The following is a 26,018-nucleotide window of genomic DNA, read 5'->3' as shown; positions in this document are numbered from 1 at the left end:
CAGCAATTACCCTCCCCCCCAGCATTCCCCTTTACATTCAGTACCTTCAGTGACCTCCTGCATTCATTCCCTGTTCATCCGCCCCACATTTAAGACCGTTTTGTAAAAAACCTCCCCTTCCCCCTTGAATGTTTTCGAAAAATTAGGTAAATTGGGAGTAATCTATTTTTAAACAACTCCATATCGTTCTTATCAAGAGAAGCTGAGGGACTGGCCCGATGACGCTTCAGCAACCGGTCATGCAAGCGCGCGTGCCAAGGTGCTAAATCCAGCTAAGCGTTTTGCTTGGAAGATAAGAAGAAGTCCGAATGTTAAAGCCTTCTTCTATAAGAGGGCTTTTTATTTTTAGAGGGGGTATCAGCAGTGGGTTTTCTAGAGGATTTACAAAATGAAATTTTAATAGCGGACGGGGCGATGGGGACCCTTCTATACTCCCATGGGATTGACCGATGCTTTGAAGAATTGAATCTGTCAAACCCTGATCAGGTCCAGAGCATCCATGAGGCATACATCAACGCTGGTGCACGGGTTATTCAAACGAACACATACGGCGGAAATCATATTAAATTATCCCGCTATGGACTGGAAGATGATATCCGGGCCATCAATTCGAAAGCGGCCAGGCTTGCAAGAAAGGCAGCAGGCAGCCAGGCCTATGTTCTCGCTACAATGGGCGGAGTCCGTGCTTTCAAAAAAAGCTCCCATACACTGGATGAGCTGAAACGCAGCTTCCGCGAGCAGCTATATGTCCTTCTGAATGAAGACATTGATGGACTTCTGCTCGAAACCTTTTATGATTTGGAAGAGCTGAAAACGGTTCTTGAAATTGCGAGAAAAGAAACCAGTAAGCCGATTGTCGCCAATGTCTCGCTGCATGAGACAGGCGTGCTGCAGGATGGTACACCACTTGAAAAAGGCTTAAAAGAATTGGAAGCACTCGGCGCAGATGCAGTCGGCCTGAACTGCAGGCTTGGGCCGTATCATATGCTCGAATCACTTGAAGAGGTTCCGCTCCTTGAAAAGGCGTTTCTCTCTGTCTACCCAAATGGCAGTCTTCCATCTGTGGAAGAAGGAAGACTCGTTTATGAATCGGACGAAGGCTATTTTGCAGAAAGCGCCCTAGCCTTCCGTAACCAAGGCGCAAGACTGATCGGCGGCTGCTGCGGTACGACGCCTAAACATATAAAAGCGATGGCTGATGCGCTAAGAGGCCTTTCCCCTATTAAGGAAAAGGCAGTTAAGCAGCGAAAGCCCGTCACTATTCATGAACGGCTGGAGCCTGCCTATCCCCCGCTCCACCAGATTGTGAAGAAGCGCAGGTCTGTTATCGTCGAACTGGATCCTCCGAAAACGCTCAGTTTGGAAAAGTTTTTTAAAGGAGCTGAAGAGCTGAAAAAGACCGGTATCGACAGTATCACCCTTGCTGACAATTCACTTGCTTCACCGAGAGTCAGCAATGCGGCGGTTGGAACACAGTTAAAGGAAAAGCATGATATGAGGCCTCTTATTCACCTCACCTGCCGCGACCGGAATTTGATCGGCCTTCAATCGCATCTAATGGGACTCCATTCCCTTGGACTTACGGACGTATTGGCGATTACTGGCGATCCATCTAAAATTGGGGATTTCCCGGGGGCTACCTCCGTTTATGATCTTTCATCCTTCGACTTGATTTCACTGATCAAGCAGTTCAATGAAGGGTTATCCTACTCAGGAAAAGCACTCGGCGGCAAAACGAATTTCACTGTGGCAGGAGCATTCAATCCGAATGTCCGCCATTTAGATAAAGCAGCAGAACGCCTGGAGAAAAAAATTGCCTGCGGAGCGGATTATTTTATCTCTCAGCCGATTTATTCCATCCAGCAGATGGAAGAGGTGCATGACGCGGTCAAGCATCTGCCTGCACCGCTGTATATCGGGATCATGCCGTTGACAAGCAGCCGGAACGCCGAATTTATCCATCATGAAATCCCAGGCATCAAGCTTTCAGACAGCATTCGCGAAACGATGGCAAAAGCAGGCACTGATCCTCTTCAATCAAAAATAGAAGGCATTGCAATTGCAAAAGACCTGATTGATGCGGCATTTGACTTATTTAACGGAATTTATCTGATTACACCGTTTTTAAAATACGAATACTCTGTTGAGCTTGCAGAGTACATCCGGGAAAAAGAGAAGCAGCGTTCAGAAAGGGAGTTTTCACATGTCCAGCATTCGTGAACAAATCGCAAAAAGAATTCTAGTACTAGACGGCGCAATGGGAACGATGATTCAAGATGCGGATTTAACGGCCGATGATTTTGGCGGAGAGGCTTATGACGGGTGTAATGAGTACTTGATCTTAACCAAGCCTGACCTCATTTCCCGAATCCATGAAACGTATTTGCAGTCTGGTGCCGATATTATTGAAACGAATACCTTCGGCGGAACCGCCATTGTTTTAGATGAATACGAGCTCGGCCACCTTGCTTATGAAATCAATTTCAAGGGGGCTCAGCTTGCCAAACAGGCTGCGGAAGCTTTTTCCTCAGCTGAGCGTCCCCGGTATGTCGCAGGCTCCATGGGACCGACTACCAAAACTTTATCTGTCACAGGCGGCACGACGTTTGACCAGTTAATCGCCAATTATGAAGAGCAGGCGCGGGGGCTGATTGACGGCGGCTCCGATTTGCTTTTGCTTGAAACGAGCCAGGATATGCTCAATGTAAAAGCGGGCTTTCTCGGAATTAAAGAGGCCTTCGCCAAGACCGGCAAGGAGCTTCCGCTGATGGTATCCGGAACGATCGAACCGATGGGAACGACGCTTGCCGGCCAGACAATTGATTCCTTCTATATCTCATTAGAGCACATGAACCCGCTCTCTGTCGGCCTCAATTGTGCAACCGGCCCGGAATTCATGACCGATCACATTCGTACTCTCTCGGATATGGCGGGAACGGCAGTCAGCTGTTATCCTAACGCCGGTCTTCCTGATGAAGAAGGAAATTATCACGAATCCCCTTCAACCCTTGCAGCTAAAATAAGGGGATTTGCGGAAAAAGGCTGGCTGAACATTGTCGGAGGCTGCTGCGGAACCACTCCCGCACATATTGAAGCCTTAGCTGAAGCCGTTAAAGACCTTGCGCCTCGTTCAGTCAGGGAGCAGCTTAAGCAGCATACCGTTTCCGGGATTGAGCCGCTCGTGTATGACGACTCCATGAGACCGCTATTTGTTGGAGAACGTACGAATGTCATCGGATCCAGGAAATTTAAACGCCTCATCTCCGAACAAAAATTTGAAGAGGCCGCTGAAATCGCCCGTCTTCAAGTGAAAAACGGTGCGCATGTTATTGATATTTGTCTGGCCGATCCAGACCGGGAAGAAAACGAGGATATGGAGCAGTTTATCCAGGAAATCACAAAGAAAATTAAAGTTCCGCTTGTCATTGATTCCACCGATCATATCGTCTTAGAGACTGCTTTAAAATATTCACAAGGGAAAGCCATCATTAATTCCATTAACCTTGAGGACGGCGAGGAGCGTTTTGAAGCGGTGCTCCCCCTTGTAAAAAAATACGGTGCTGCTCTTGTAGTTGGAACCATTGATGAAGTTGGAATGGCCACAACAGCCGAAAGAAAACTTGAGATTGCAAAACGATCTCATGAGCTGCTTGTGAACAAACACGGCTTAAAATCCTCCGACATTATTTTTGATCCGCTTGTGTTCCCAGTCGGTACGGGTGATGAGCAATACATCGGATCCGCAGCGGAAACCGTCAAAGGCTTGGAACTGATAAAGAAGGAACTTCCTGATTGCCTGACGATTCTCGGGGTCAGCAATGTATCATTCGGTCTTCCTCCGGTAGGGCGTGAAATTTTAAACGCCGTATATTTGTATCACTGTACGAAGGCCGGGCTTGACTATGCGATCGTAAACACCGAAAAACTGGAGCGTTTCGCGAGCATCCCGGCGGAAGAAATCAAGATGGCGGAAGATCTGCTCTTCCATACAACCGATGAAAACCTGGCTCTCTTCACAAACTTTTACCGGGAAAAGAAGAAAACGGTTAAGAAACCGGCGGAAACTCTTACACTGGAGGAGCGTTTGGCCACTTATATAGTAGAAGGAACAAAAGAAGGACTGCTTCCGGATTTGGAGGAAGCCCTTCAGAAATATCCTGACCCGCTTGATATTATTAATGGCCCGTTAATGGATGGCATGGCGGAGGTTGGCGTGCTGTTCAACACGAATCAGCTCATTGTCGCCGAGGTTCTGCAAAGTGCTGAGGTTATGAAAACCTCCGTCTCGTATCTTGAGCCGCACATGGAAATCAAGGATGACAGCGGGAAAGGGAAAATTCTGCTGGCCACCGTAAAAGGTGACGTTCATGATATCGGCAAAAATCTAGTGGAGATAATCTTGAGCAATAACGGGTTTCGAGTTGTCGATCTCGGTATCAAAGTCACACCGCAGGAAATCATCGAAGCTGTCCGCAGGGAAAAACCAGATGTAATTGGCTTATCGGGCCTTCTTGTAAAATCGGCCCAGCAAATGGTTCTGACGGCACAGGATCTAAAGCAGGCTGACATTGAAACTCCGATTATGGTCGGCGGTGCAGCTCTTTCAAGAAAGTTTACGGATTATAAAATTTCCCCTGAATATCAAGGAACCGTGCTGTATGCAAAAGATGCCATGGATGGCCTCTCTCTGGCTAACAGACTGAGGCAAGACCCTGCACAATTTGTTAAGAAAGAAATTCCGGAAACCATTACGGTCACAAGAGAGCCGTCCTCCGCAGTGGCAACACTATTGGAAAAAAGAAAAACCATAACGGCGGCGGAGCTTCTCAAGCCGGCCGACTGTAAACGGCATGTGGTAAAATCCATCAGTCTTGAGCATATCCTGCCGTACATTAACATGCAGATGCTCCTTGGCCACCATTTAGGGGTAAAAGGAAAAATCAAAGAATTGATTGCTAAAAAAGATGAAAAAACACTGGCACTCAAGCAGCTGATTGAAGACCTGATTGTTCAGGGAAAAGAAGAAAATTGGTTTGAACCCGCTTTTGTGTATCAGTTTTTCCGAGCTCAAAGCGAAGGCAACAAGCTTCACATTTTTTCTGAAGAAGCCGGCTCTCCGCTTGAAACCTTTGATTTCCCGAGACAGGTGAAGCTTCCGAACCGCTGTATCTCAGACTACGTCCGGGAGGAAAGCGAAGGCGAAGACTATGTCTCCTTCTTCGCAGTAACAGCTGGACGCAATGTCAGAGAAGCCGCGAACCGATTTAAGGAACAGGGTGATTACCTGAAGAGCCATGCGGTCCAGGCATTGGCGCTTGAAATGGCAGAGGGCCTTGCTGAACGGACCCATCAGCTCATCCGTGACCGATGGGGGTTCCCGGACGCAACGGACTTTACAATGGATCAGCGATTCTCAGCTAAGTATCAGGGACAGCGCTACTCATTCGGCTATCCTGCCTGTCCGGATCTCGATGATCAGGCTAAGCTATTCAGACTGATCCGCCCTGAAACGATCGGCATTGAGTTGACGGACGGATTTATGATGGAACCGGAAGCATCGGTTTCAGCGATCGTCGTCTCCCATCCCGATGCAAGGTATTTTAATGTCATGTAACAGAGCCGGCGTTTGCCGGTTCTGTTTTTGTAATGTTTTATTTTCCATTCTTGGGGAATCATCAATTATGAGAGAATCACTGATATATAAGGAGTGGAAAAAATGAGCGGACAAAATGAACAAAAGCAAACGATGCCGGCACAGGAGCAGGATGTTCAGCCGGGACAGGAAACCTTGATGAATCCGGCCCCTAAATTTGCTGGTGACTTCTACAAAGGCAGCGGGAAGCTGGAAGGGAAGACCGCTATTATTACTGGCGGAGACAGCGGAATCGGACGCGCCGTAGCCGTATTTTTTGCAAGAGAAGGCGCAGACGTCACCATCGCTTATTTAAATGAACATGATGACGCATCTGAAACGAAGCGTTTAGTGGAAAAGGAAGGCCGCAGCTGCTTTATTATTGCCGGAGATATAGGCGATGAAGGATTTTGCAAACAGGTTGTAAGGGAAACAATCGTCAAATTCGGCAAACTTGATATCCTCGTAAACAACGCAGCCGAACAGCATCCACAAGACAATTTCGAAGACATTACAACTGAACAGCTTGAGCGGACATTTAAAACAAACATCTTCTCTATGTTCCATCTAACGAAAGCATCCCTTCCGCATCTTAAGGAAGGCAGCTCCATCATCAATACAACATCGATTACAGCATACGCCGGCTCACCGGGGCTAATCGACTACTCTGCAACTAAAGGGGCCATCACATCCTTTACCCGCTCCTTATCAGGAAACCTGATTAAAAAAGGAATCCGTGTAAACGGCGTTGCACCGGGTCCCATTTGGACACCGCTGATTCCATCCACTTTCCCGGAAGATAAAGTGGCCGAGTTCGGTGCCGATACACCTATGCAGAGACCGGGTCAGCCTGAGGAACTGGCACCTAGCTATGTATACCTGGCGAGCGCTGACTCTACTTATGTCACGGGACAGGTCCTGCATGTGAATGGCGGGAAAGTCGTAAACGGTTAATATAAACAGAGATAATTCTCCCATTCTTAGAAGCGGGAGAATTTTTTTGCCTCGAATCGGCCTTTATTTGGACGGTTAAATTTATAATTTGTCCGTCCCCTTTTATTTGTCCGCTCGCGCCCTTAATCTGGCCGTTCCGCCTTACAATTTAGCCGTTCTCCCTTCTTATTTAGCCGGTCAGAACCTTTATTTGTCCGTCCCCTTTTTTTGTCCGTTCGCGCCCCTTATCTGTCCGCTCCACTTTACAATTTAGCCGTTCCTCCCTCTTATTTAGCCGGTCAGAACCTTTATTTGTCCGTCCCCTTTTATTTGTCCGTTCTCGCCCCTTATCTGTCCGTTCAGCATTGCAATCTAGCCATTCCTCCCACTTATTTAGCCATTCAAGACCATGATTTGTCCATTTCATTTTTCAACTATTTCTGACCCTATAGAATCTCCCGCTCCCGTGTGCACACAAAAAGCCCGCTGCACCACCAGCGGGCTTTTCCTTATTAAGCTTCCTTCAATTCAGCTGTGTCCCTAGCTTTACAAGACTGGCGCTTAACGACTTTATGAGGAATGATAATCCGTCTTGCCGGTTCCATCGGATACTCAATCGTTTGAATAATACTTCTTGCTGATTCGCAGCCGAGCTGGAAGATGTTGATGTCGACGGTTGTGAGCGGAGGCTGTGACAGTTCAGCCATCATGATGTTGTTAAATGAGACCACGGAGACATCTTCCGGTACGCGGATTCCCATTTTGAAAAGCATTTTCAGGACGCCGACTGCCATGAGGTCATCGGCCACGACCAGGGCTGTTGGAGGTTCGCTCAAGCCGAACAGCTCCTTAACCGCTTCCTGTCCGCCCTCTTTTAAAAATTCCTCGTGGACAATATATTCATCCTTGTAAGGCAGGCCGGCATTTCGCACTGCTTTTTCATAGCCCAGCAGACGATCGATGGTGACGACAAGGTTCAAATCTCCTCCGATAAAGGCAATTTGCTCATGACCTATCTCAATTAAATGCTCGGTTACTTCCTTAGAAGCACGGTAGTTATCATTATCAACATGGGTAATTTCATTAACATCCTTAAACGGCTTGCCAACTATGACGAAAGGAAACTCCTTTTTCCGGAGAAAGAGTGTCAGCTTGTCATTCACACTGGAGTAAAGAAGAACAATTCCGTCCACTCTTTTCCCTTCAACCATATGGACGACACCATCATATATTTCTTCTTCTGTTTCACCAGTTGACATATATAGGGCATACTGTTTTTGATGAGCAGCTTTGCTTATTCCTCTTATGACTTCAGGAAAAAATGGATTTTGGAACGCTTTGTCTGCTGAGCTCGGCAGGACGATGCCGATTGCCTGCGTAGACTGATTTGCAAGGCTTCTTGCAATAAAATTCGGATGATACCCAAGGCTCTTCATTGCCTCGCGTACGCGTTCTTTCGTCCGGTCACTGATGCGAGGGTTGTTCGCAATGACCCTCGACACTGTAGATGGCGCCACTTTTGCCAATTTTGCCACGTCTTTTATTGTCGCCATTTTCCCACTTCCTCTCTCCCACCCAATCCATTTCAACGAAAAGAAAATGCTTACATTTTATTGTTCCGTACATGACTCTATCATGTTGTTATAACATATTCAGCCCTGAGAAACAAAAGCGCTTATGAATTTGCCTTTCTCCTTCTGCCCGCGGCATAAATAAATCCAGCAAACAGGACTGGTACAAATACGGTTGCGCTGATTAATCCCCAATGAGGACCTGATTTGTCCTCAAGCTTATAAATTTCGGCTGTCTCGCGATCAAGGACCAGCTCGTATCCCTTGTCCGATTCCTTTACCGCTTCACCTGTTAAATACCCATTCAGCTCTTTCCCTTTTGCCAGAACATCCGCTGGGAGTGCTGCCTTACCTGTTTTATCTGAATTGTTTATAGCTACAACAACGGTGTCTCCCTTGTAGGAACGTTTGAAGACTGTCAGCCCCTTATCATCATACAGTTTTTCCATATTTCCTTTTACAAGTACAGATTCACGACCTCGAATGCTGTTTAGCTTCGTTATATACGTTATCAGTTCTTTATCTGCACGGAAATCCATCATTCTGCGATTATCCGGATCCGCTGCTCCGTCAAGGGCAATTTCACTGCCATAATAAACGATCGGTATTCCTGGTGCTGTGAACAAATACGTTAATCCAAGCTTCCATCTGATGCCAGGCGGTTCCTGATTAATCAGCGCTTTTCTCGTAAATCGGATGTTATCATGATTGTCCAGGAAAGTACCGAGCAGATAGGGTGACTTATAGTAGTGCTCATTACGCTTCCATACATCAATGAGAGGAGCAGCTGATTGTCCGGATTTGGAGAAAATTTCAGAGGCTTCCTCGTAAAACGGATAGTCAACGAAAGAATCAATCCCAGTTTTTTCGTATTCTGCTAAATAGGCCGGATCATCGGACCATACCTCACCGAGCAGGAAGAAATCCTTTTTAACTGATTTGACCTCTTTCGCAAATTCAGCCCAAAAGTCTTTTGGTACGTGGCGGACTGTATCCAGTCTGTATCCATCAATGTCTGTTTCAGTAATCCACCATTTTGCCGTGTCAAGAAGGTACTTTCTCGTTTCTGGATTTTCCTGATTTAAATCCGGAAGCCCATAGAGCCAATTGTTTTCAAGATCCTTCTGGCTCTCCCAGTTGGTTAGTTCCTGTTTTTCATGGAACCAGTTTTTCTTATTCGAATCGTTTAGCCATTCATGCTGATAGCCAGTATGGTTGACGACAAAATCAAGCAGAACCTTTATGTCCCTTTTGTGGGCTTCCTTCACAAGGGTTTTAAACTCTTCCATCGTTCCGAAATGCTCTTCCGTGTTTCTGAAATCAGAAATCCAGTAGCCGTGGTAGCCCTGTCCTTCATTCTCAAACACAGGAGTGAGCCAGATAGCCGTAAACCCCATCTCTTTCAAATAATCGAGTTTTTTTGTAATCCCTTTAAAATCTCCCCCATGATAGGCAGATGGATTACTGCGGTCCGCATCGAGATCATTTGACGGATCTCCATTTGCAAACCGGTCTACCATAAGGAAATAAATCCGTTCATCCTGCCAGCCTGATGCATCGCTGTCTGCCGCAGAAACCGTTTGAAACGGCAGAATCAGCAGCAGTGCAAAGCATAGGATTATCTGCTTTTTATTCATAAACATGTCTTACCCCTTTGTTTTTTCTTCAAAAAAAGGTTCGGGGAAAGCACGGGCCTGCGCCCTTTTCTCCGAACCTTTCTTTAAATACTTATCCTTTTGTTCCTCCAGCTGTAAGTCCGGAAACGAAATATCTCTGCAAGGACAGGAACAGAATGGCGATTGGTACGGCAATTAACACAGAACCTGCTGCGAACTTTGTAAATTCCGCTCCAAATTGCTTTGCAACCATGTCATAAAGTCCGACTGCCAATGTAAAGTTTTTCTCTGAACGGAGCAGCACGCTCGCAATAATAAAGTCTGTAAGCGGTGCGATGAATGAGAACAATCCGACTACCGCAATAATTGGCTTCGCAAGCGGCATGACAATCTGGAAGAAGATCCGAAGGTGGCCGGCGCCGTCCATTCTTGCAGACTCATCTAATTCTTTCGGGATTGTGTCCAGATATCCCTTCATTAAATACGTATTCATCGGAATTTGTCCGCCCACATAGACAAGAATTAATCCGAAATGGGAATCAAGAAGTCCTGTAACGAGAGCAAGAACATAAATTGCAATCAATGCTGCGAAGTTTGGAATCATTTGAAGAATCAGGAACGTCATTAATCCGTTTTTCCGGCCGACAAAGCGGTAGCGGGAAAAAGAATAGGCAGTTAATGAAACCATAATGAGCGTCAAAAGCATCGTCATTACGCTGATTTTTAGTGAGTTCCAGTACCAGAATAAGTAGTTGCTCTCTTTTATATCAAACAAGAACTGATAGTGCTTCAGAGAAGGATTTTTCGGGATGATCGTTGACCCCGATAAGCTGTTTCCCGGGTTAAAAGAAGACCCAACCACCCAAGCAACAGGATAAAGAATGACCGCAAACATAAACAGGATCACGAGGTAGGATAACGTTAGTCTGACTAATTTCTGCTGTTTTGAGCTCATTACATCATATCCTCCTCTTGGAATGATTTTGTTCTTCTAAATTGCCAGATTGCTACAATGATAACAATTGACGAAAGCATTAATGTGATGGCTGCTGCTTTCGAATACTGGGCAGATGACATCGTCAGGCGGTAAATCCAGGAAATCAGGATATCTGTTGATCCTGCATTTTGTTCTGCTACTGCAGGTCCGCCGCCATTGAACAGATAGATGACGTTAAAGTTATTAAAGTTAAATGTGTATTGAGTGATGATGATTGGTGCTGTTGAGAATAGCACAAGCGGAAGCGTAATGCCTTTGAACTTCTGCCATGTGTTGGCTCCATCTACTGTAGCTGCCTCATAAAGCTCATCCGGTATGGATTGAAGAACACCTGTCGTCATGGCGAAGATGAACGGGAATCCCAGCCAGCACTGAATGAAGATCAGAGCAATTCTTGCATACATCGGCTCTGTCATCCATGGAATGGGATCGATTCCAAAGATTGATAGGATATCAACGTTGACCGCTCCGAATGACTCATTGAATAGACCGGCAAAGATTAGAATTGAAACAAAAGAAGGTACTGCCCAAGGCAAGATGAAAACCGTACGGATAATGGCTTTCCCCTTTAAATCCTTTTGGTTTACGAGAATAGCAAGGAAAATCCCAAGCGCTACTTGCAAAGTCGTTGCACCAAACGTCCATACAATCGTCCAGGCGAATACAGAGAAGAATGTTTGACGCCAAATGTCAATGCTGAATATATCAACGAAATTCTGGAATCCAACCCAATCTACAAGCTTAGCGGGCGGAGAGTGGTAAAGATCATAGTTAGTAAAGGAAAGGAGGACGATAAAAATAATCGGCAGAATGACAACAAAGGCGAGGAGCATAAAGCCTGGTGTCATAATTAAATATGGGAATCCGTTATCTACAAGATTTCTATACTGTTCTTTAATGGAGCTCAAAGGAATATTCAGGTCCCTCTTCTCCCCATTTTTATAAGCATCGCGTATATTGATAAAATAAAAGGCTAATCCAAAAGCTACGATAAATAGAGCAATGATTCCGTAGACTAAAAGGAAAATAGAATGATCTCTTGGAGTTTCGGTTCCAAGGGTCATGAGTCCCCAAATTCCGATATCGAGCATATCCCATGTTACAAATAGGAAGGATGCCGCAATTACTAGGAACGCTGCAGCTTTCACATATTGCTTGTTATAAATTTGACCTAATCCAGGGATGATGGAAAGGGCTGCTGCTTTTTTTCTGTGGCTGGACTGATGAACGAGCTCTGCTGGTTCTTGGTTTGGCTTGTAAGCTAAATCTGCCATGTCGGTATTCCCCTTTCTTTCTAGCAGAACACGGTTGCCTGCTGCTGACTGATCATTCTTTGGAAGAGCCAGGCTCTTAGGAAACAGTAATCTTTGCTGATTTACCGCTTCTTAAAAGCCTGCTCCGCTTTCTTTATCCTTTTTAGGAAAGGAAGCAGTACCCCTGGACAGAGGTACTACTTCTCAAGTCATGCTTATTTAGAGTGGTTCGCTGTAATGTTTTGCTCGATTGCTTTTGTAGCCGCATCAAGAGAAGCTTTCGGCTCTGTTTTGCCTGTTACAAGTGTTTGAAGGTTGTCAGCCATTGGCTTCCATACTTCACCCATTTCTGGGATGTTAGGCATTGGGATACCTACAGCAGATTGATCTGCTACTGCTTTAGCTTCTGGATTATCAGCAATGATTGGATCCTCAGCAAGTGCTTTTACCGGAGGAATTTCAAACGTTTGCTCATAACGTGCTTTTGCTACATCTTCGCTTGTTACATACTCAACGAATTTAGTTGCCCATTCCTGGTTTTTAGAGAATGCACTTACATGCCATCCTTTAACACCAACGAAAGTTTTCATAGGTTCGCCGTTTGCGAATTTTGGAAGCGGTGCTACACCAATGTCAATTCCAGAATCTTTATAAGATTGGAATGCCCATGGTCCGTTCATTACGTAAGCGGCTTTGCCCTCATTGAAAAGTCCGTCAAGAGCAGATCCGCCATTTTCACCGATGATTCCTTTAGGGAAAAGACCGTCTGTGTAGAAAGTTTGAATGAATTCTGCACCTTTAACAGCGCCATCATTGTTAAGTCCAAGATCTTTCGGATTTGGCTTGCCGCCTTCTTCACCGAATACATAACCACCCATACCGCCAATAACAGCGTTTGCAAAGTAGAAGTTATCGAATAAAGCAAGGAAGCCGTATTTGCCGCCAGTTGTAAGTTCTTTTGCTTTCGCTTGAAGATCTTCCATTGTTGCAGGCACTTCAGTTGCTAATGCTTTGTTATAGATAAGTACTGGAGTTTCAGTAGACTTTGGAAGTCCGTATAGTTTGCCGTCGTAAGTTTGAGATGTAATAGAAGATTCAGTGAACGCATCTGTTACTGCTTTGTCTACAGTAAGCGGTGCAATCAGACCTTCTGTTGCTACCTGGCCGATTTGGTCATGCGGAAGTGTTACTACGTCAGGACCTGTTCCAGCTGGTCCGTCAAGACGAAGCTGATCACGCATTTTTGTTGCCATTTCAACTTCTTTAAACTCAATTTTGATACCGTTTTCTTTTTCAAAATCAGCAGCGGCTTTTTCTAGCCATTTGGATTTATCTTTATCTTCCCAAACAATTAGTTTTTCCGGTTTTGCTGCTTCTCCGGATTTCTCGTTATTGCCTTCCGTTGATGCTCCCTTTTTCGCGTCTGGACCGCAAGCAGCCAATACGCCGATAAGAAGAATTACCATCATGAATAAGGACATGACTTTCTTCATTCTGACCCCTCCTAATATTGTTGTCTAGTAAAAAAGTAGTAGTAGTATGTACAAGCGTTTGCACGGTCTGTTCAAAATATAACGCTTTCACTTAAGCGCTTGCATTTCTGTGAAAACGATTGCACAACCTAAATCTTATTATAGCGCCTATTTGGGTTTTGACAAGCATTTTTTTCATAACTTTTGCACATTTTTTAAAATCATCCATAATTGACATTAACAGTGCTTTCACCTAATCTTTAATTATCTTAAATGAACGCAAACGTTTGCGTTCTATGAATATAGGAGTGAGTCTTTTATGCTAAAAGAAGCTATTTATCACCGGCCCAAAAATGAATTTGCCTACATTTATGATGATAAAACCTTACATATCCGCATGAGAACCAAAAAAGGAGACGCAGAAGCTGTCGAACTAATCCACGGAGATCCTTATGACTGGGAAGACGGAAAATGGATTGCTTCCTTAAGCCCAATGGAAAAGTCGGGGAGTGATCAGTTGTTCGATTACTGGTTTATTGCTGTCCAGCCCCCTTACCGCCGTATGCGCTATGGATTTGAACTTGTTTCTGGAGCAGAAAAATTAATCTATGCTGAAAAAGGATTTTTTGATGAAGCCCCTCTAGAGGATATTGCAAATTTCTTTTGTTTCCCGTATTTGCATGCAGCAGACCGCTTTAAAGCACCTGATTGGGTAAAGGATACGGTCTGGTATCAAATTTTCCCTGAACGGTTTGGCAACGGCAATCCGAATATCGATCCGGAGGGTGCTCTTCCGTGGGGCAGTGCGGACCCGACTCCCTCCAACTTTTTTGGCGGAGATTTTGAAGGGGTCATTGAGCATCTTGATTATTTAAAGGACCTTGGAATTAGCGGCATTTACTTCACTCCTATTTTTAGAGCCTTTTCGAATCATAAATACGATACGATTGATTATATGGAGATTGACCCGCAATTCGGTGATAAAGAAACGTTCCGACGTCTAGTGAAGGAAGCTCATGCAAAAGGAATCAAAGTGATGCTGGATGCGGTTTTCAATCACAGCGGCTACTTCTTCGGACCCTTCCAGGATGTGATTGAAAAAGGCGAAGCTTCTCAGTTTAAAGATTGGTTCCATATATACGAGCTGCCGATCAAGGAGAATCTTCCAGGCTATGATACATTCGCTTATGAAAAGAGCATGCCGAAGCTGAACACCCAGCATCCGGACGTGAAAAAATATTTACTTGATGTCGGCCAATATTGGATTAAAGAATTTGATATTGACGGTTGGCGCTTAGATGTTGCCAATGAAGTCGATCATGCATTTTGGAGAGACTTCAGAACAGCTGTAAAAGAAGTGAAAGAAGATGTCTATATATTAGGAGAAATCTGGCACGACAGCATGCCGTGGCTTTTAGGAGACCAGTTTGACGCCGTGATGAACTACCCGTTTACAAACGGTGCCCTGAATTTCTTTGCTAAAGGCAAAATACGTGCTGAAGAATTTGCATCCGTCATTGTGAACGGACTGCATGCTTATCCTAAGAATATAAACGAAGTGGCCTTTAACCTGCTTGGCAGCCATGACACAGACCGCATCCTTACATTAGCCGGGGATAGCAAGGACCGCGTAAAGCAGCTGTTTGCTTTTCAGCTTAGCTTCGGGGGCTCTCCTTGCATCTACTATGGAGATGAAATCGGCATGGCCGGCGGGAACGATCCCGGCTGCCGTGCATGCATGGTGTGGGATGAGGACGAACAGGATAGAGAGCTCCATCGTTTTGTGAAAAAATTGCTTGAGCTCCGCAAAACCTACCCTATTTTTGCGAATGAAGGCGAGTTTAAGGTATTAGAAGCAAACAGTGAGGATAATACATTGATTTACGCAAAGGAAAATGACCAGCAGATTCTGGCTGCAGTTGTCAATCAATGCGAAGTTCCTTTAGCCATTCCATTCCCTGCGGAACTTACAGGAAAAGAAGCTGAGGATCTGCTGAAAGGCACAGCGCTGACGGCCGATTCCATTCACGCAGAACCGATGAGCACTCAATTTTTCTTATTCAGCAAGGAGAGATAAGGGATGCTCGAAACATTTGAAATCACCCTCACTCCCTTTAATAGAAAAAGAATGGTTCGTATGTATTTGCCGGATGACTTCAAGACCTCCGGCAAAAGATATCCCGTTTTGTATATGCATGACGGACAGAATTTGTTTCGGGATGAAGATGCAGGCTATGGCGTTTCCTGGGGAGTCGCTGATGTACTCGCAGATATAGGGCTTGAGATCATCGTGGCTGGCATCGACTGCAATGAAGAACGCTTTGGCCGGTTTAATGAATACGGTCCGTGGGTCAGCCCAGGTCTTGGAAAGCGCCTGTTTAAGGTAGATGAAGAGCTGGGTGGAGAAGGCAAGGAGTATGTTCGGTTTTTCGCTGAAGAATTCAAGCCGATGATTGATGCGAACTATCCAACGATTCCGGAAGAATCCGTCATGATGGGAAGCTCAATGGGCGGCCACATTACAACTTATGCCTTTTGCGAGTATCCGGAAATTTTCAAAAGAGCAGCTTCCCTCTCCTCTGCTTATTGGTTTAACCAGTCTGAGATGGAAGAAAAAATCCGCAGCAGTGATTTAAGCTTAGCAGAAAAATTTTATATGGACGTTGGAACAGCTGAAGAAACCACGATTATTAACGCCCAAACCTATATAGATTCAAGCCTTCCAGTTTATGAAATTATGAAAAGGAAAGTAAGAGATTGCCGGTTTGAGATTGCCGATGGCGGAATTCATCATGAATCTGCATGGAGAGCAAGACTTCCTGAGATATTGCGGTATTTGTTTGATTAAAGGAAAAAGGACCCGCGATGGGTCCTTTTTCCTTTATTTATGATATTGGGCGGGAAAATCCTTCTTGATGGGAAAGGGGCTGACCCTCTTCCAATTTTTCTTTTAACAAATACCTATAGATTTTCTCCTTCTCCGAAACCTTTCCTCTCCATTTTGCCCTTTGCGTAAAAACGGTAATATAAGGCACAGGCGACTAAGAAAGGAATTCCGCAGTAAAGGGCCATCCTTTGATCTGGGATAAAGGCAAGACTGATCATAACAAGAACATTCGCTGCCAGTGCTGTCAGAGGGACAATTGGATAGAGCGGAGTTTTAAATTTTAACTCCTCAATATTTCCGCCTTTTTTCAAAAATGATTTTCTTCCCATGTAATTGGAAAGCGCAATCGATGCCCAAACGAATACCGCTCCAAATCCTGCTATGGATAGCAGCCATAAGTACACCGTATCTTCTGCAAAAAATCCGCATAGCAGGCATAGACAGCCAACTACCATGCTGGCAATCAAAGCATTGATTGGAACTCCTCTTTTACTCAGTTTCCCGAATCTTTTATTGATCATCCCTTCTTGGGACATTGACCAAAGCATGCGTGATGTTGCATATAATCCGGAATTTGCAACTGACAAGACAGCGGTAATAATAACAAAGTTCATAATATCGGCAGCATATGGGATCCCGATTTTATCAAATACAACGACAAACGGGCTTTCCATAACGCCTGCTTCCTTCCACGGAAACAGTCCTGCCAATACAAAAACAGAAAGAATAAAGAAAATCAAAATCCGCCATGCTGTGTTATTAATAGCTTTTGGGATCGTTTTTTCTGGATTTTTACTTTCTCCCGCTGCGATTCCTACAAGTTCAGTTCCCTGAAAAGCAAAGTTAACACTAATCATAGTGATTAAAACGGCAGCAAGACCATTCGGAAACAGACCTCCTTGATCTGTGTAATTGCTGAAAAATGGTGCAGGATCGCCTCCGCCCATCTGGAGCAAACCAAACATAGCTGCTCCTCCTAATAAGATAAATGCAAGAACCGTTATAATTTTTATACTTGCAAACCAGAATTCTACTTCAGCAAAGCTTTTTGAGGATAGCGCGTTAATGCTGAATAGCAGGACAGCAAATATGATGCACCAAATCCATGCCGGAACATCCGGAAACCACCGTTTCATCAATATACTCACGGTTAGCAGTTCTAAACCGACGGTGACCGACCAGTTCAGCCAGCCCATCCATCCCACTACATAACCTGCTCCGGGTGAGATAAACTTTGTTGCATATTTTTGATAGGATCCTACATGCGGAAGTGCAACCGCCAATTCACCAAGGCAAAGCATTGTCAAGTACATGACAAATCCGCCAATCAGGTAAGCAAGAATAGCTCCCCCGGGGCCAGCCTCGCCAATTGTAAACCCGGTGCTCAAGAATAATCCTGTACCGATTACCCCTCCAAGGGCAATCATTAAAATATGTCTGTCTTTTAATTCTTTTTTTAGTTCATGACGCTGTTCTGACATGGGATCCTCCTTCTATGTAAGCGATAACATCTTAAATAAACCTCTCCTATTTTATCATTATTTAGTATTATATGAAAATTTATTTTTTTTCCAAAAACAAACCCAATCTCCCTTCTATTTAAACATTCAGGTGCGCCATCTGGACATTTATGGATAACAAACGAAATACCGATTGCTCCTTATAAGGTTATTCCAGAATAATAGAAAAAAAGAAGCCTATGAAAGACTTCTGCTTTTGCGGGCGTCCCATTCTTCTCTTAATATACCCATTCTGATGGAATCGTAATATTCACCGTTGTACAGTCTGCATTTTCTCATCCTGCCCTCTAGCTTCATCCCCTGTTTTGCAGCGGTGTGCATCATGCGTTCATTGCCTGACCACGTCGTGATACCGACCCTTGGAATCGGCATTGAAGTAAATAAATTTTCAATCCACAGGTTTAAAGCTTCCGATCCGTACCCTCCGTTCCAGAAATCCGGATGGTAAATCACGATTCCAGCCTCCAGCCAATTTGAAGGTTCGTGCTCCCAATAGTATGCTACAGTTCCTATCAGCTGCATGTCTGCTGTAATTTTAGCTTCCATACATGCAGGCTTTTCAGCCATTTGCCGTTTATAACCCTCAAATGTTTTTCTTTCAAGTGGAAAATACGGTGCATCCCACTTCTTCCATTCAGGATTCGCTTCCCCATATTTTAAAAGATACAGCTCTTCATAATCCTGTTCGTCAATCCAGCTCAGCTTTACTTTTTTCCCTGCAGCAATCATGATCCATCACCTCCCCCCTTTATTTCTCCAGCCTCCCCGATATTCCCTCTAAAATCAAAATATTTGGATTAGAGATATCTCCCTGCTACACTAATTGAGTAATTCTTTTTAAAAAGGGAGATGTAATATTAATGGCTTCTTATAATAAATTGTTCGAACCTGTAAAAATTGGAGCATTTGAATTAAAAACCCGCTCTGCCATGGCACCGATGACCCGTTCTTTTTCTAATGATGAGACAGGAGTTCCAGGTCCGGAGGTAGCGGAATATTACCGAAAACGCGCAGAGGATGGCATTGGCCTTATTATTACAGAGGGTGTTGTGATCAGCAGCCGTGCAAAAGGCAACCCTGGCGTACCGGGGCTCTTTACACAAGAACAGATCGAAGGCTGGAAAAAAGTGACCGAAGCTGTTCATAAAGAAGGCGGAACGATTGCTGCCCAAATCTGGCACGTTGGCCGCTTGAGCCATCCTGAATTGATTGTCGGGCAAACACCTGAAGCACCGTCTGCGATTGCAGCAGAGGGCCAGGTGCCGCGCTTCCGCAAACCATATGCCGTGCCTGAAGAACTTTCCAAAGAAGATGTCCAAAAAGTAGTCGGACAGTATGCCCAAGCAGCAAAAAATGCGATCGAAGCTGGCTTTGACGGAGTTGAAATACATGGCGCCCACGGCTACTTGATTGATCAGTTCAACAGTTATCAATCCAATAAGCGCGAAGATGAATACGGCGGAGAGCTTGCCGAAAGACTGACGTTTATGAAGCAAGTAATCCGTGCAGTAATTGATGAAATCGGCGCAGACCGCACGATCATCCGCTTCTCCGCCCACAAAGTAGACGCTCCCGATTATCGATGGGAAGACGCAGATGAAGCGATGAGAACGTATACTGAAGCTTTCAAAGAAACCGGTATTCAAATTATTCACCCATCCATCATGGATGCAGAGGAACACATTGCTGAAAACCAAACACTTTATGATTTGGCAAGAAAATATTGGGACGGTCCAATCATCGGAGTAGGCAGCCTGGATGCTGATAAAGCAGAAGCCATGCTGGAAAAAGGCGTTATGGATGTTGCAGCATTCGGACGCCCGCTAATCGCTAATCCTGATTTCCTGCAAAAAGTAAGAGAAGGAAAAGAATTAACCCCTTATGAACCTAAAAAACACCTGCTTGAACTCGTTTAAGCAGAAAACGCCCGGACTACATTGTCCGGGCTTTTTTTATATTTTGAATTTGTGGGATCTGCGTTTTTCCTGCAATCCCGATTCCTGAACTCTCAATCCCGCAGCCGGTTTATCACCTTCCGATACTCATTCGGTGTCATGCCCTCGGTTTTGCGAAACAGCTTTGAAAAGTAGGTGGCATCCATGATTCCCGTTTCTGCTGCAATGGATGCAATCTTATCATCTGTGGTAGCTAGAAGCCTCTTCGCCTGTGAAAGCCGGTATTGGTTTAAATACTGTGACGGAGTTAGCCCAAGAGTTTTTTGCATGCAGCGGGTGATGTAATCCTGATGAAAAAGAATGTTCCTCGACAGGTCCTCCATCCTGATTTCCTTATGATAATGTGCCTGTAAAAACTGGATGGCTTCATTTGTTACCTGTTCGGCAGCTGTCGGAATATTAAGTGCCTCTTTTTGCAGATGAACCATCAATTCCTGAAAATACAGCTGCTGCCTAAGAGGGAAATCAGCGGACTGGCTTGTAATGCTCAGCAGGTTTTCAAGCAGTTTTTCCGCCGCCAGCGGATGTTCCAGCCGAGCCTTTTGCCTGATCCGAAATTGATATTCAGCAGGCTGTTCAAAATCAGCCTCTTTTTTTTGTGCATCTAGCCAGTTGTCATGCCCCTCATGATGGACACCAAATTCCCCTTCGGCTTTAAAATGCAGCCAATAAACCTCTGTATTCACTGTACTTTCCCGATGGCCATAATGCTCCCGGCCCGGAATCAGAACCAAGTATTCTCCATCCCTCACACTATAAGGAACTCCATTCTCCGTCATATGCAGTTCACCTTTCTTCACATACAGCATGTCAAATACACTGAATGTTCTTTTAAAATGGCGGTTTCCTGCTTTAAACGAAAATTGGCCGCCTTTTATAAAGGTTGGGAACGGCGGAATATGAAAAGTCAGAAAAGACATACAATAGCAAGCCCCTCTCAGGTCGTATTTTTCCAAGTTTAATCGGTTTGCTCTCTTTCTATTATAATCCAGCCGCTGTAAACTAGGAATCGCTGTATTATATACAGCAGGGGAGGAATACAGATTGACTAAAAATATAGATAAAAAACAATTAACTTTATTTGCTTTAACATGGCCGATTTTCATTGAAATTTTTCTTCATATGCTAATGGGAAACGCCGACACATTTATGCTGAGCCAATATACAGATGATTCAGTGGCAGCAGCGGGCGTGGCTAATCAGATTTTAAACCTGGTGATTGTCATGTTCGGATTTATTGCAACAGGGTCCGTCATCTTAATAACACAGAATATTGGAGCCGGGAAAGAACAAGCTGCTAAAGATGTGGCGATTATGTCGGTAATTGCCAATTTAATAATAGGACTGCTGGTCAGCATCGTTCTTTTTGCGTTTAGTAAACCCATTCTTCAAATCATGAACCTTTCCCCTTCTCTCTTGGAAGAAGGGAACAAATATTTAGGAATTGTCGGCACATTTATTTTCGTTCAAGCTTTAATCATGACAGGTGCCTCGATCCTGCGGAGCTACGGCTATACGAAGGATACCATGTTCGTGACCATCTGCATGAACGTGCTGAATATTTGCGGGAACTATTTACTGATTTTCGGAGCTTTCGGCTTTCCGGAAATGGGTATTCAGGGAGCAGCCGTTTCAACCGTGATTTCCAGAGTCTTAGGACTGATCGCTGTATCGGTACTCCTTATAAAAAGAATCCCGGCTTTAAAATCGAATTTGGCATTCCAATGGAGCCATTTAAAAAACCTGCTCAAAATCGGAATTCCCTCTGCAGGGGAACAGCTTGCCTATAACATGTCCCAGATGGCCATCACCTTCTTTATTGCCAAGATCGGAACTGAGGCATTGACCACAAAAATTTACGCACAAAACTTAATGATGTTTATCTTTCTTTTCAGCATCTCCGTCAGCCAGGGAACACAAATTCTCATTGGCAGAATGGTCGGGGCAAAAAAATATGAAGAAGCATATGAACGCTGCATGAAAAGTCTGTACCTTGCGATTGGTGCCTCTTTATTCATGGCGGTTATTGTGAGCACCTTCTCAGATAACCTGTTTGATTTATTCACCAACAATGAGGAAATCATTCAAACCGGCGGCATGCTGATTCTGCTGACCATTTTACTCGAGCCCGGCAGAGCCTTTAATCTCGTGATCATTGGAGCACTTAGAGCAGCCGGCGATGTGAAATTCCCTGTGTATATGGGACTGATTTCAATGTGGGGGATCAGCGTCCCGGTCGCCTATCTGCTTGGTGTTCACTTCGGTTACGGTCTTACAGGCATATGGATTGCCTTTATTCTCGATGAGTGGACAAGAGGCATTATGATGTACATCCGATGGAAATCAAGGAAATGGGTATCAAAAGGATTCGTAGAAAAGGGAAAAACCGCCCTGCAGGAGCAGACGGTTTAACTGGGAGAGCGCCGGTATGATGCCGGCGCTTTTTTACTTTTTTATTACCACTGTTATACTTGGTTGTTGATTTCCGCTGCAGGCGCTCGCTTTCCGCGGGGCGGGCGGTGAGCAACCTGCTGCGGAAATCCGCCAAAACCAATCCAATTTTAAAAGCGAAAAGAGCTTAGAAAACTCACTTTCCAGACTCCCCCTTTTGTTTGTTCGAAAAACTATTTGTGCCTCTCTGATGCCAATTCATCTACCTTCTCTTCAATCCTCTGAAGTCTAGCATTTCTGCTTTTCATTCCTTTAACGAACTTTACTGCAAACACAATGACAGCTGCAGCGAAACCGATAAGGATTAAAAAGGAAGCAAGCTGAAAAATGATATCGCCTATATTGTAATGCGCCTGAATAGTTGCCAGCATTGAAGTCTCTCATCTTAAAAAGCAAAGAGCCGATCAAATTGCTAATCAGCCCTTCCCTTTTTATTTTTTTAAATGATAAGGTACGGTAGTAATAATTACGTTCCTTCTATAAAGCAGGAATGCACGAATCAATAAGCTGGATTGATTGTGAAGAATATTGTGCCAGCCTTTTTTCGGGATAAATTGCGGGATGACCACTGTAACCTTGTAGTTGGATTCTCTCGCTTTTTTCTCCACCGTATCGACGAATTTCGTTAATGGATTAATGATGCTGCGGTAATGGGATTGCAGGGTAACAATCCGAACATCCGGCTGCCATTTTTTCCATTTTTCTTCAAACTTCCTCTCATCCTCGCGTTCAAATGAAATATACACAGCGATGATTTGATCCGGAGATAGAGATTTAGCATAGTTTAATGAATTTTCAACGACATGTGTGATCCCCGCAACAGGTACGATGATGACGTTCCCTTCAATTGGAACGGCCGGCTCGCACGTGGAAATTCTCAACTGGTCCCCAACAGCATCATAATGCTTCCTGATCTGGTGGAAAAGCAAGATAATGATTGGCAGGAACACCAGAATGGACCAAACCTGCCCGAATTTTGTTAAAAAGAAAATAATGGTTACAATGAAGCAGATCACTGCCCCAGTTGTATTGATAATAAATTTAGGCATCCAGCCTGCTGGTTTTTCACGCAGCCATTTTACCATCATTCCAGTTTGGGAAAGAGTAAATGGAATAAATACTCCAACTGCATAAAGCGGAATCAGGTGCTCTGTCTGCCCTTTAAATGCGATAATAAGGATAATAGACAAAATGGACAGAATGATAATTCCATTTGAATAGCCTAATCGGTCACCACGAACCGTAAACATCCTGGGGATGAACTTATCCTTCGCAAGATTTACTGCAAGAAGCGGGAATGCGGTGTAGCCTGTGTTCGCCGCTAAAATTAAGATCAGGGCAGTTGTCCCCTGAATAAAGTAATACATGAAGTTCCTGCCGAAGGTTTCTTCCGCAATTTGAGAAACGACCGTTACCTCTGCATTTGGAATAATTCCATAGTAGTAAGCTAAAAACACAATTCCAGTAAACAGAATCGCGAGCAGGGTTCCCATTGCGATTAGGGTTTTAGCCGCGTTATTAGGCGCGGGATTCTTAAAATTGGGAATCGCATTGGAAATTGCTTCAACCCCTGTCAGGGCTGAACTTCCTGATGCGAATGCTCTCAGTAAAATGAATAAACTGATTCCTGCAACAGGAGTACCGACCGGCGTATGGAGATCAGGTGATACATGACCTGTTAATATATTGTATATTCCCGCACCAATCAAAATGAATAAGGCAAAAACGAACAAGTAAACAGGATAAGCCAAAACAGAAGCAGATTCCGTTACTCCTCTTAAGTTTAATATAGTCAAAAGGATCACAAAGACAATGGCAATCTCAACATTGTAGGGATGCAAAGCCGGAAACGCAGATGTAATAGCATCCGTACCTGCAGAAACACTTACCGCAACCGTTAATATATAATCAACCAGCAAGGAACCGCCGGCAATCAGCCCCGGATTGACACCAAGGTTGTTTTTCGAAACAACATATGCTCCTCCTCCGTGAGGATACGCAAATATAATTTGACGATAGGATAATATAAGAGCTGTCAGTAGAACCAATACGCCTAATGCAATCGGAATCGAATACCAGAAGGCTGCTGCACTAATTGTCACAAGGACAATTAAGATCTGCTCCGGACCATATGCAACAGAAGACAGGGCATCAGATGAAAGGATGGCCAGAGCCTTCTTTTTGTTAAGCTTCTGTTCACCGAGCTCACCTGACTTTAATGGCCGCCCGATTAGAAGCCTTTTTAATGAATGAATCAAATTTTTCACCGCCATATAGTAGTAAACTTAAGTTGCCCTTTTTTACCCGTAAAAAATTAAAATCCTAACAATAAAAATGCCTGCAAGTCATCATTAACAGACTTGCAGACATGTAAATTCCTGTCTCACAAGCTCCACCTTCCTTCTCATATAACGCTGACGAGGTTAGCTGCCGGATTCGGGCCATTGAGTAGCCCTACCTGTTAAGGATTCACCCCAAGGATTCATTATGTAAAAATCCATTTGTAACGGGTCCCCCGCATCACACGATTTAAGCGATTTAGAAACATGAAACCGTTGATTATCATACTCCCCTCAATAGGAAATGTAAATAAAAATTTTCGCTTTATTTTCGAATGGCTAAATAGAAATAAAAACGTTCCGAATCGGAAACAATAAATCATAAAAAGATTGGAGGAAAGACCATGTTTAAAGAAAAGAAACCATTATTAACTGATGAATTCTTAGACGCTGTAGAAAAGGAAATCTCGGATTTATTCGGAGTTCAATCAATTGAGGATAATGAGATGCCATCAGAGGGCGCACTGGCTGATCAATAAAAAAGAGCATCAGGAGAAGATGCTCTTTTTACAAATACCGTGACTATTTTATTTCAAATTCCGCTGCCAGATCAGCCTTCATGTTTAACTCGTTTTGAACGTCCTTAACCACTCTGTATTTTCCGGCAGGCAGCTCCGATGTATTCAGCGTTAATGTTTGGGATTCTCCAGGAAGTATGTTAACTCCTACACTATTAAATGCCATATCGAGATTGACCAGTTTCCATTTCCATCCCGTCCATTTTTCGTAATGATACGATACTCCTGTTAATAATTCCTGCGGACCGTAATTTTCCAGTGTTAATTGAAGGCTGTCCGATTTCGTTATCTGTTTTTTATTTAAGGATACCTTTGCATTGATTTCCGCTGTTGGGACGTAAATGAGCTCAACGGCTGTATCCTCTACCTGTCCTTTATCCCCGAGAATTTCAATACTGAGCACATACAGAGCATTTTCTTTGTCAGGCAGTCCAGTAGAGAAGTTTTCCATTTTTGCTGTTTTTTCCGCAATCAATTTAAATTTTTTGTAATTCCGATCTCTTTCCGTCAGCTGATACCGGATGGTTTTCTCTGCAGAAGACACTTTTAGCACAGCATGTACAGGGGATTTCGCCGACATATAGTACCCCGAGGTGTCAAAGTGGAAACCTCCTCTTCTTTTAAAATACTTTCCGGTATGCGGACCGTATTCTGTTTTTTTGTGAATATTGCCTGGCCAAACAAAGTATTCATGTTCCTTGCCAGGAGCTCCGATTTGAGAAGGCAGCTGATCCTCAGCAGAAGCTGATCCTTGAGCTTCCTTAGTTGAACAACCGGACAGTGCCAATAATGCAAACATGAAAAAGGCCATGATTTTTTTTAGCTTCATGAATTCTCTCCCTTATTTAGTAGTCGAATCGCTTCCAATGAAAGC

The 26,018-nt window shown here is 44.2% G+C and carries 20 protein-coding genes and 2 riboswitches; of the genes, 8 read left to right on the top strand and 12 right to left on the bottom strand.

From position 1 onward, the window contains the following. Positions 1–186: 186 nt before the first annotated feature. Positions 187–299: riboswitch (SAM riboswitch) on the top strand. A 64-nt stretch (positions 300–363) separates the two neighbouring features. From WCV65_RS06520 to WCV65_RS06510, 3 genes are all read left to right on the top strand, one after another. Then, a complete protein-coding gene (locus WCV65_RS06520) occupies positions 364–2,220 on the top strand; it encodes a bifunctional homocysteine S-methyltransferase/methylenetetrahydrofolate reductase (protein WP_338781017.1) in 1,857 nt (618 codons plus the stop codon). After that, on the top strand, positions 2,204–5,614 hold the full coding sequence (gene metH / locus WCV65_RS06515) for a methionine synthase (RefSeq protein ID WP_338781016.1): 3,411 nt from the start codon (positions 2,204–2,206) through the stop codon (positions 5,612–5,614). Before WCV65_RS06520 ends, metH begins: the two co-directional genes overlap by 17 nt. Before the next feature lie 102 nt (positions 5,615–5,716). Then, positions 5,717–6,586, top strand: coding sequence for an SDR family oxidoreductase (locus WCV65_RS06510; RefSeq protein WP_338781015.1), 870 nt, complete (start codon positions 5,717–5,719; stop codon positions 6,584–6,586). Positions 6,587–6,755: 169 nt separating this feature from the next. Here the strand turns inward: WCV65_RS06510 and WCV65_RS06505 are convergent, their stop codons facing one another. From WCV65_RS06505 to WCV65_RS06480, 6 genes are all read right to left on the bottom strand, one after another. After that, positions 6,756–6,992, bottom strand: a complete 237-nt coding sequence (locus WCV65_RS06505) for a hypothetical protein (RefSeq protein ID WP_338781014.1) — start codon at positions 6,990–6,992, stop codon at positions 6,756–6,758. An 85-nt stretch (positions 6,993–7,077) separates the two neighbouring features. Beyond that, positions 7,078–8,118, bottom strand: coding sequence for a LacI family DNA-binding transcriptional regulator (locus tag WCV65_RS06500; protein WP_338781012.1), 1,041 nt, complete (start codon positions 8,116–8,118; stop codon positions 7,078–7,080). 122 nt (positions 8,119–8,240) lie between these two features. Continuing rightward, complete coding sequence (locus WCV65_RS06495) at positions 8,241–9,773, bottom strand: alpha-amylase family glycosyl hydrolase (RefSeq protein WP_338781010.1); 1,533 nt, start codon at positions 9,771–9,773, stop codon at positions 8,241–8,243. Between the two features lie 91 nt (positions 9,774–9,864). Beyond that, positions 9,865–10,707, bottom strand: coding sequence for a sugar ABC transporter permease (locus WCV65_RS06490; protein WP_035410687.1), 843 nt, complete (start codon positions 10,705–10,707; stop codon positions 9,865–9,867). Beyond that, on the bottom strand, positions 10,707–12,023 hold the full coding sequence (locus tag WCV65_RS06485; protein ID WP_338781008.1) for an ABC transporter permease subunit: 1,317 nt from the start codon (positions 12,021–12,023) through the stop codon (positions 10,707–10,709). Before WCV65_RS06485 ends, WCV65_RS06490 begins: the two co-directional genes overlap by 1 nt. Positions 12,024–12,217: 194 nt before the next feature. Beyond that, positions 12,218–13,495 (bottom strand): extracellular solute-binding protein, encoded by a 1,278-nt coding sequence (locus tag WCV65_RS06480; protein ID WP_035410681.1) that lies wholly within the window; start codon positions 13,493–13,495, stop codon positions 12,218–12,220. 298 nt (positions 13,496–13,793) lie between these two features. Here WCV65_RS06480 and WCV65_RS06475 point away from each other — a divergent pair, with 298 nt between their 5' ends. Both WCV65_RS06475 and WCV65_RS06470 read left to right on the top strand, forming a co-directional pair. Further along, positions 13,794–15,551 (top strand): glycoside hydrolase family 13 protein, encoded by a 1,758-nt coding sequence (locus WCV65_RS06475; protein ID WP_338781006.1) that lies wholly within the window; start codon positions 13,794–13,796, stop codon positions 15,549–15,551. A 3-nt stretch (positions 15,552–15,554) separates the two neighbouring features. Continuing rightward, on the top strand, positions 15,555–16,322 hold the full coding sequence (locus WCV65_RS06470) for an alpha/beta hydrolase-fold protein (RefSeq protein WP_338781004.1): 768 nt from the start codon (positions 15,555–15,557) through the stop codon (positions 16,320–16,322). Between the two features lie 113 nt (positions 16,323–16,435). Here WCV65_RS06470 and WCV65_RS06465 read toward each other — a convergent pair whose 3' ends face one another. Together WCV65_RS06465 and WCV65_RS06460 are read right to left on the bottom strand one after the other, a co-directional pair. Continuing rightward, entirely contained in the window at positions 16,436–17,842 is a 1,407-nt protein-coding gene (locus WCV65_RS06465; RefSeq protein ID WP_051860792.1) for an amino acid permease, read from the bottom strand. A 216-nt stretch (positions 17,843–18,058) separates the two neighbouring features. Then, positions 18,059–18,610, bottom strand: a complete 552-nt coding sequence (locus WCV65_RS06460; RefSeq protein ID WP_338781000.1) for a GNAT family protein — start codon at positions 18,608–18,610, stop codon at positions 18,059–18,061. 131 nt (positions 18,611–18,741) lie between these two features. Here WCV65_RS06460 and WCV65_RS06455 point away from each other — a divergent pair, with 131 nt between their 5' ends. Beyond that, positions 18,742–19,797 (top strand): alkene reductase, encoded by a 1,056-nt coding sequence (locus tag WCV65_RS06455; protein ID WP_338780998.1) that lies wholly within the window; start codon positions 18,742–18,744, stop codon positions 19,795–19,797. Between the two features lie 92 nt (positions 19,798–19,889). Here the strand turns inward: WCV65_RS06455 and WCV65_RS06450 are convergent, their stop codons facing one another. After that, a complete protein-coding gene (locus WCV65_RS06450) occupies positions 19,890–20,756 on the bottom strand; it encodes an AraC family transcriptional regulator (protein ID WP_338780996.1) in 867 nt (288 codons plus the stop codon). Positions 20,757–20,880: 124 nt separating this feature from the next. Between WCV65_RS06450 and WCV65_RS06445 the strand changes: the two genes are divergently transcribed. Further along, positions 20,881–22,248 (top strand): MATE family efflux transporter, encoded by a 1,368-nt coding sequence (locus WCV65_RS06445; protein ID WP_338780994.1) that lies wholly within the window; start codon positions 20,881–20,883, stop codon positions 22,246–22,248. Between the two features lie 212 nt (positions 22,249–22,460). Here WCV65_RS06445 and WCV65_RS06440 read toward each other — a convergent pair whose 3' ends face one another. Both WCV65_RS06440 and WCV65_RS06435 read right to left on the bottom strand, forming a co-directional pair. Next, the gene (locus tag WCV65_RS06440) at positions 22,461–22,658 is read right to left on the bottom strand and encodes a hypothetical protein (protein WP_338780992.1); all 198 of its coding nucleotides are present in this window, start codon (positions 22,656–22,658) and stop codon (positions 22,461–22,463) included. Positions 22,659–22,718: 60 nt separating this feature from the next. After that, entirely contained in the window at positions 22,719–24,545 is a 1,827-nt protein-coding gene (locus WCV65_RS06435) for an APC family permease (protein WP_338780990.1), read from the bottom strand. A 138-nt stretch (positions 24,546–24,683) separates the two neighbouring features. Next, positions 24,684–24,833: riboswitch (cyclic di-AMP (ydaO/yuaA leader) on the bottom strand. A 137-nt stretch (positions 24,834–24,970) separates the two neighbouring features. Between WCV65_RS06435 and WCV65_RS06430 the strand changes: the two genes are divergently transcribed. After that, positions 24,971–25,105 carry a hypothetical protein gene (locus WCV65_RS06430; RefSeq protein WP_338780988.1) on the top strand — a complete coding sequence of 45 codons (135 nt, stop codon included), beginning with the start codon at positions 24,971–24,973 and terminating at the stop codon, positions 25,103–25,105. 43 nt (positions 25,106–25,148) lie between these two features. On the opposite strand, the gene WCV65_RS06425 is transcribed toward WCV65_RS06430, so the two are convergent. Further along, entirely contained in the window at positions 25,149–25,973 is an 825-nt protein-coding gene (locus WCV65_RS06425) for an immunoglobulin-like domain-containing protein (protein WP_338780986.1), read from the bottom strand. Positions 25,974–26,018: the final 45 nt, after the last annotated feature.

Source organism: Metabacillus sp. FJAT-52054 (assembly GCF_037201815.1).
GTDB lineage: Bacteria > Bacillota > Bacilli > Bacillales > Bacillaceae > Metabacillus_B > Metabacillus_B sediminis.
Note: the sequence above shows the minus strand (reverse complement) of the source record. Positions and strands in the feature narration are given on the sequence as shown.

Bases quoted from the DNA above. Each gene is read 5' to 3' on its own strand.
- WCV65_RS06425 (WP_338780986.1), bottom strand. From the start codon at position 25,973: ATGAAGCTAAAAAAAATCATGGCCTTTTTCATGTTTGCATTATTGGCA.
- WCV65_RS06500 (WP_338781012.1), bottom strand. From the start codon at position 8,118: ATGGCGACAATAAAAGACGTGGCAAAATTGGCAAAAGTGGCGCCATCT.
- WCV65_RS06510 (WP_338781015.1), top strand. From the start codon at position 5,717: ATGAGCGGACAAAATGAACAAAAGCAAACGATGCCGGCACAGGAGCAG.
- WCV65_RS06440 (WP_338780992.1), bottom strand. From the start codon at position 22,658: ATGCTGGCAACTATTCAGGCGCATTACAATATAGGCGATATCATTTTT.
- WCV65_RS06470 (WP_338781004.1), top strand. From the start codon at position 15,555: ATGCTCGAAACATTTGAAATCACCCTCACTCCCTTTAATAGAAAAAGA.
- metH (WP_338781016.1), top strand. From the start codon at position 2,204: ATGTCCAGCATTCGTGAACAAATCGCAAAAAGAATTCTAGTACTAGAC.
- WCV65_RS06485 (WP_338781008.1), bottom strand. From the start codon at position 12,023: ATGGCAGATTTAGCTTACAAGCCAAACCAAGAACCAGCAGAGCTCGTT.
- WCV65_RS06465 (WP_051860792.1), bottom strand. From the start codon at position 17,842: ATGTCAGAACAGCGTCATGAACTAAAAAAAGAATTAAAAGACAGACAT.
- WCV65_RS06490 (WP_035410687.1), bottom strand. From the start codon at position 10,707: ATGAGCTCAAAACAGCAGAAATTAGTCAGACTAACGTTATCCTACCTC.
- WCV65_RS06450 (WP_338780996.1), bottom strand. From the start codon at position 20,756: ATGTCTTTTCTGACTTTTCATATTCCGCCGTTCCCAACCTTTATAAAA.
- WCV65_RS06475 (WP_338781006.1), top strand. From the start codon at position 13,794: ATGCTAAAAGAAGCTATTTATCACCGGCCCAAAAATGAATTTGCCTAC.
- WCV65_RS06455 (WP_338780998.1), top strand. From the start codon at position 18,742: ATGGCTTCTTATAATAAATTGTTCGAACCTGTAAAAATTGGAGCATTT.
- WCV65_RS06480 (WP_035410681.1), bottom strand. From the start codon at position 13,495: ATGAAGAAAGTCATGTCCTTATTCATGATGGTAATTCTTCTTATCGGC.
- WCV65_RS06495 (WP_338781010.1), bottom strand. From the start codon at position 9,773: ATGAATAAAAAGCAGATAATCCTATGCTTTGCACTGCTGCTGATTCTG.
- WCV65_RS06430 (WP_338780988.1), top strand. From the start codon at position 24,971: ATGTTTAAAGAAAAGAAACCATTATTAACTGATGAATTCTTAGACGCT.
- WCV65_RS06460 (WP_338781000.1), bottom strand. From the start codon at position 18,610: ATGATTGCTGCAGGGAAAAAAGTAAAGCTGAGCTGGATTGACGAACAG.
- WCV65_RS06505 (WP_338781014.1), bottom strand. From the start codon at position 6,992: ATGAAATGGACAAATCATGGTCTTGAATGGCTAAATAAGTGGGAGGAA.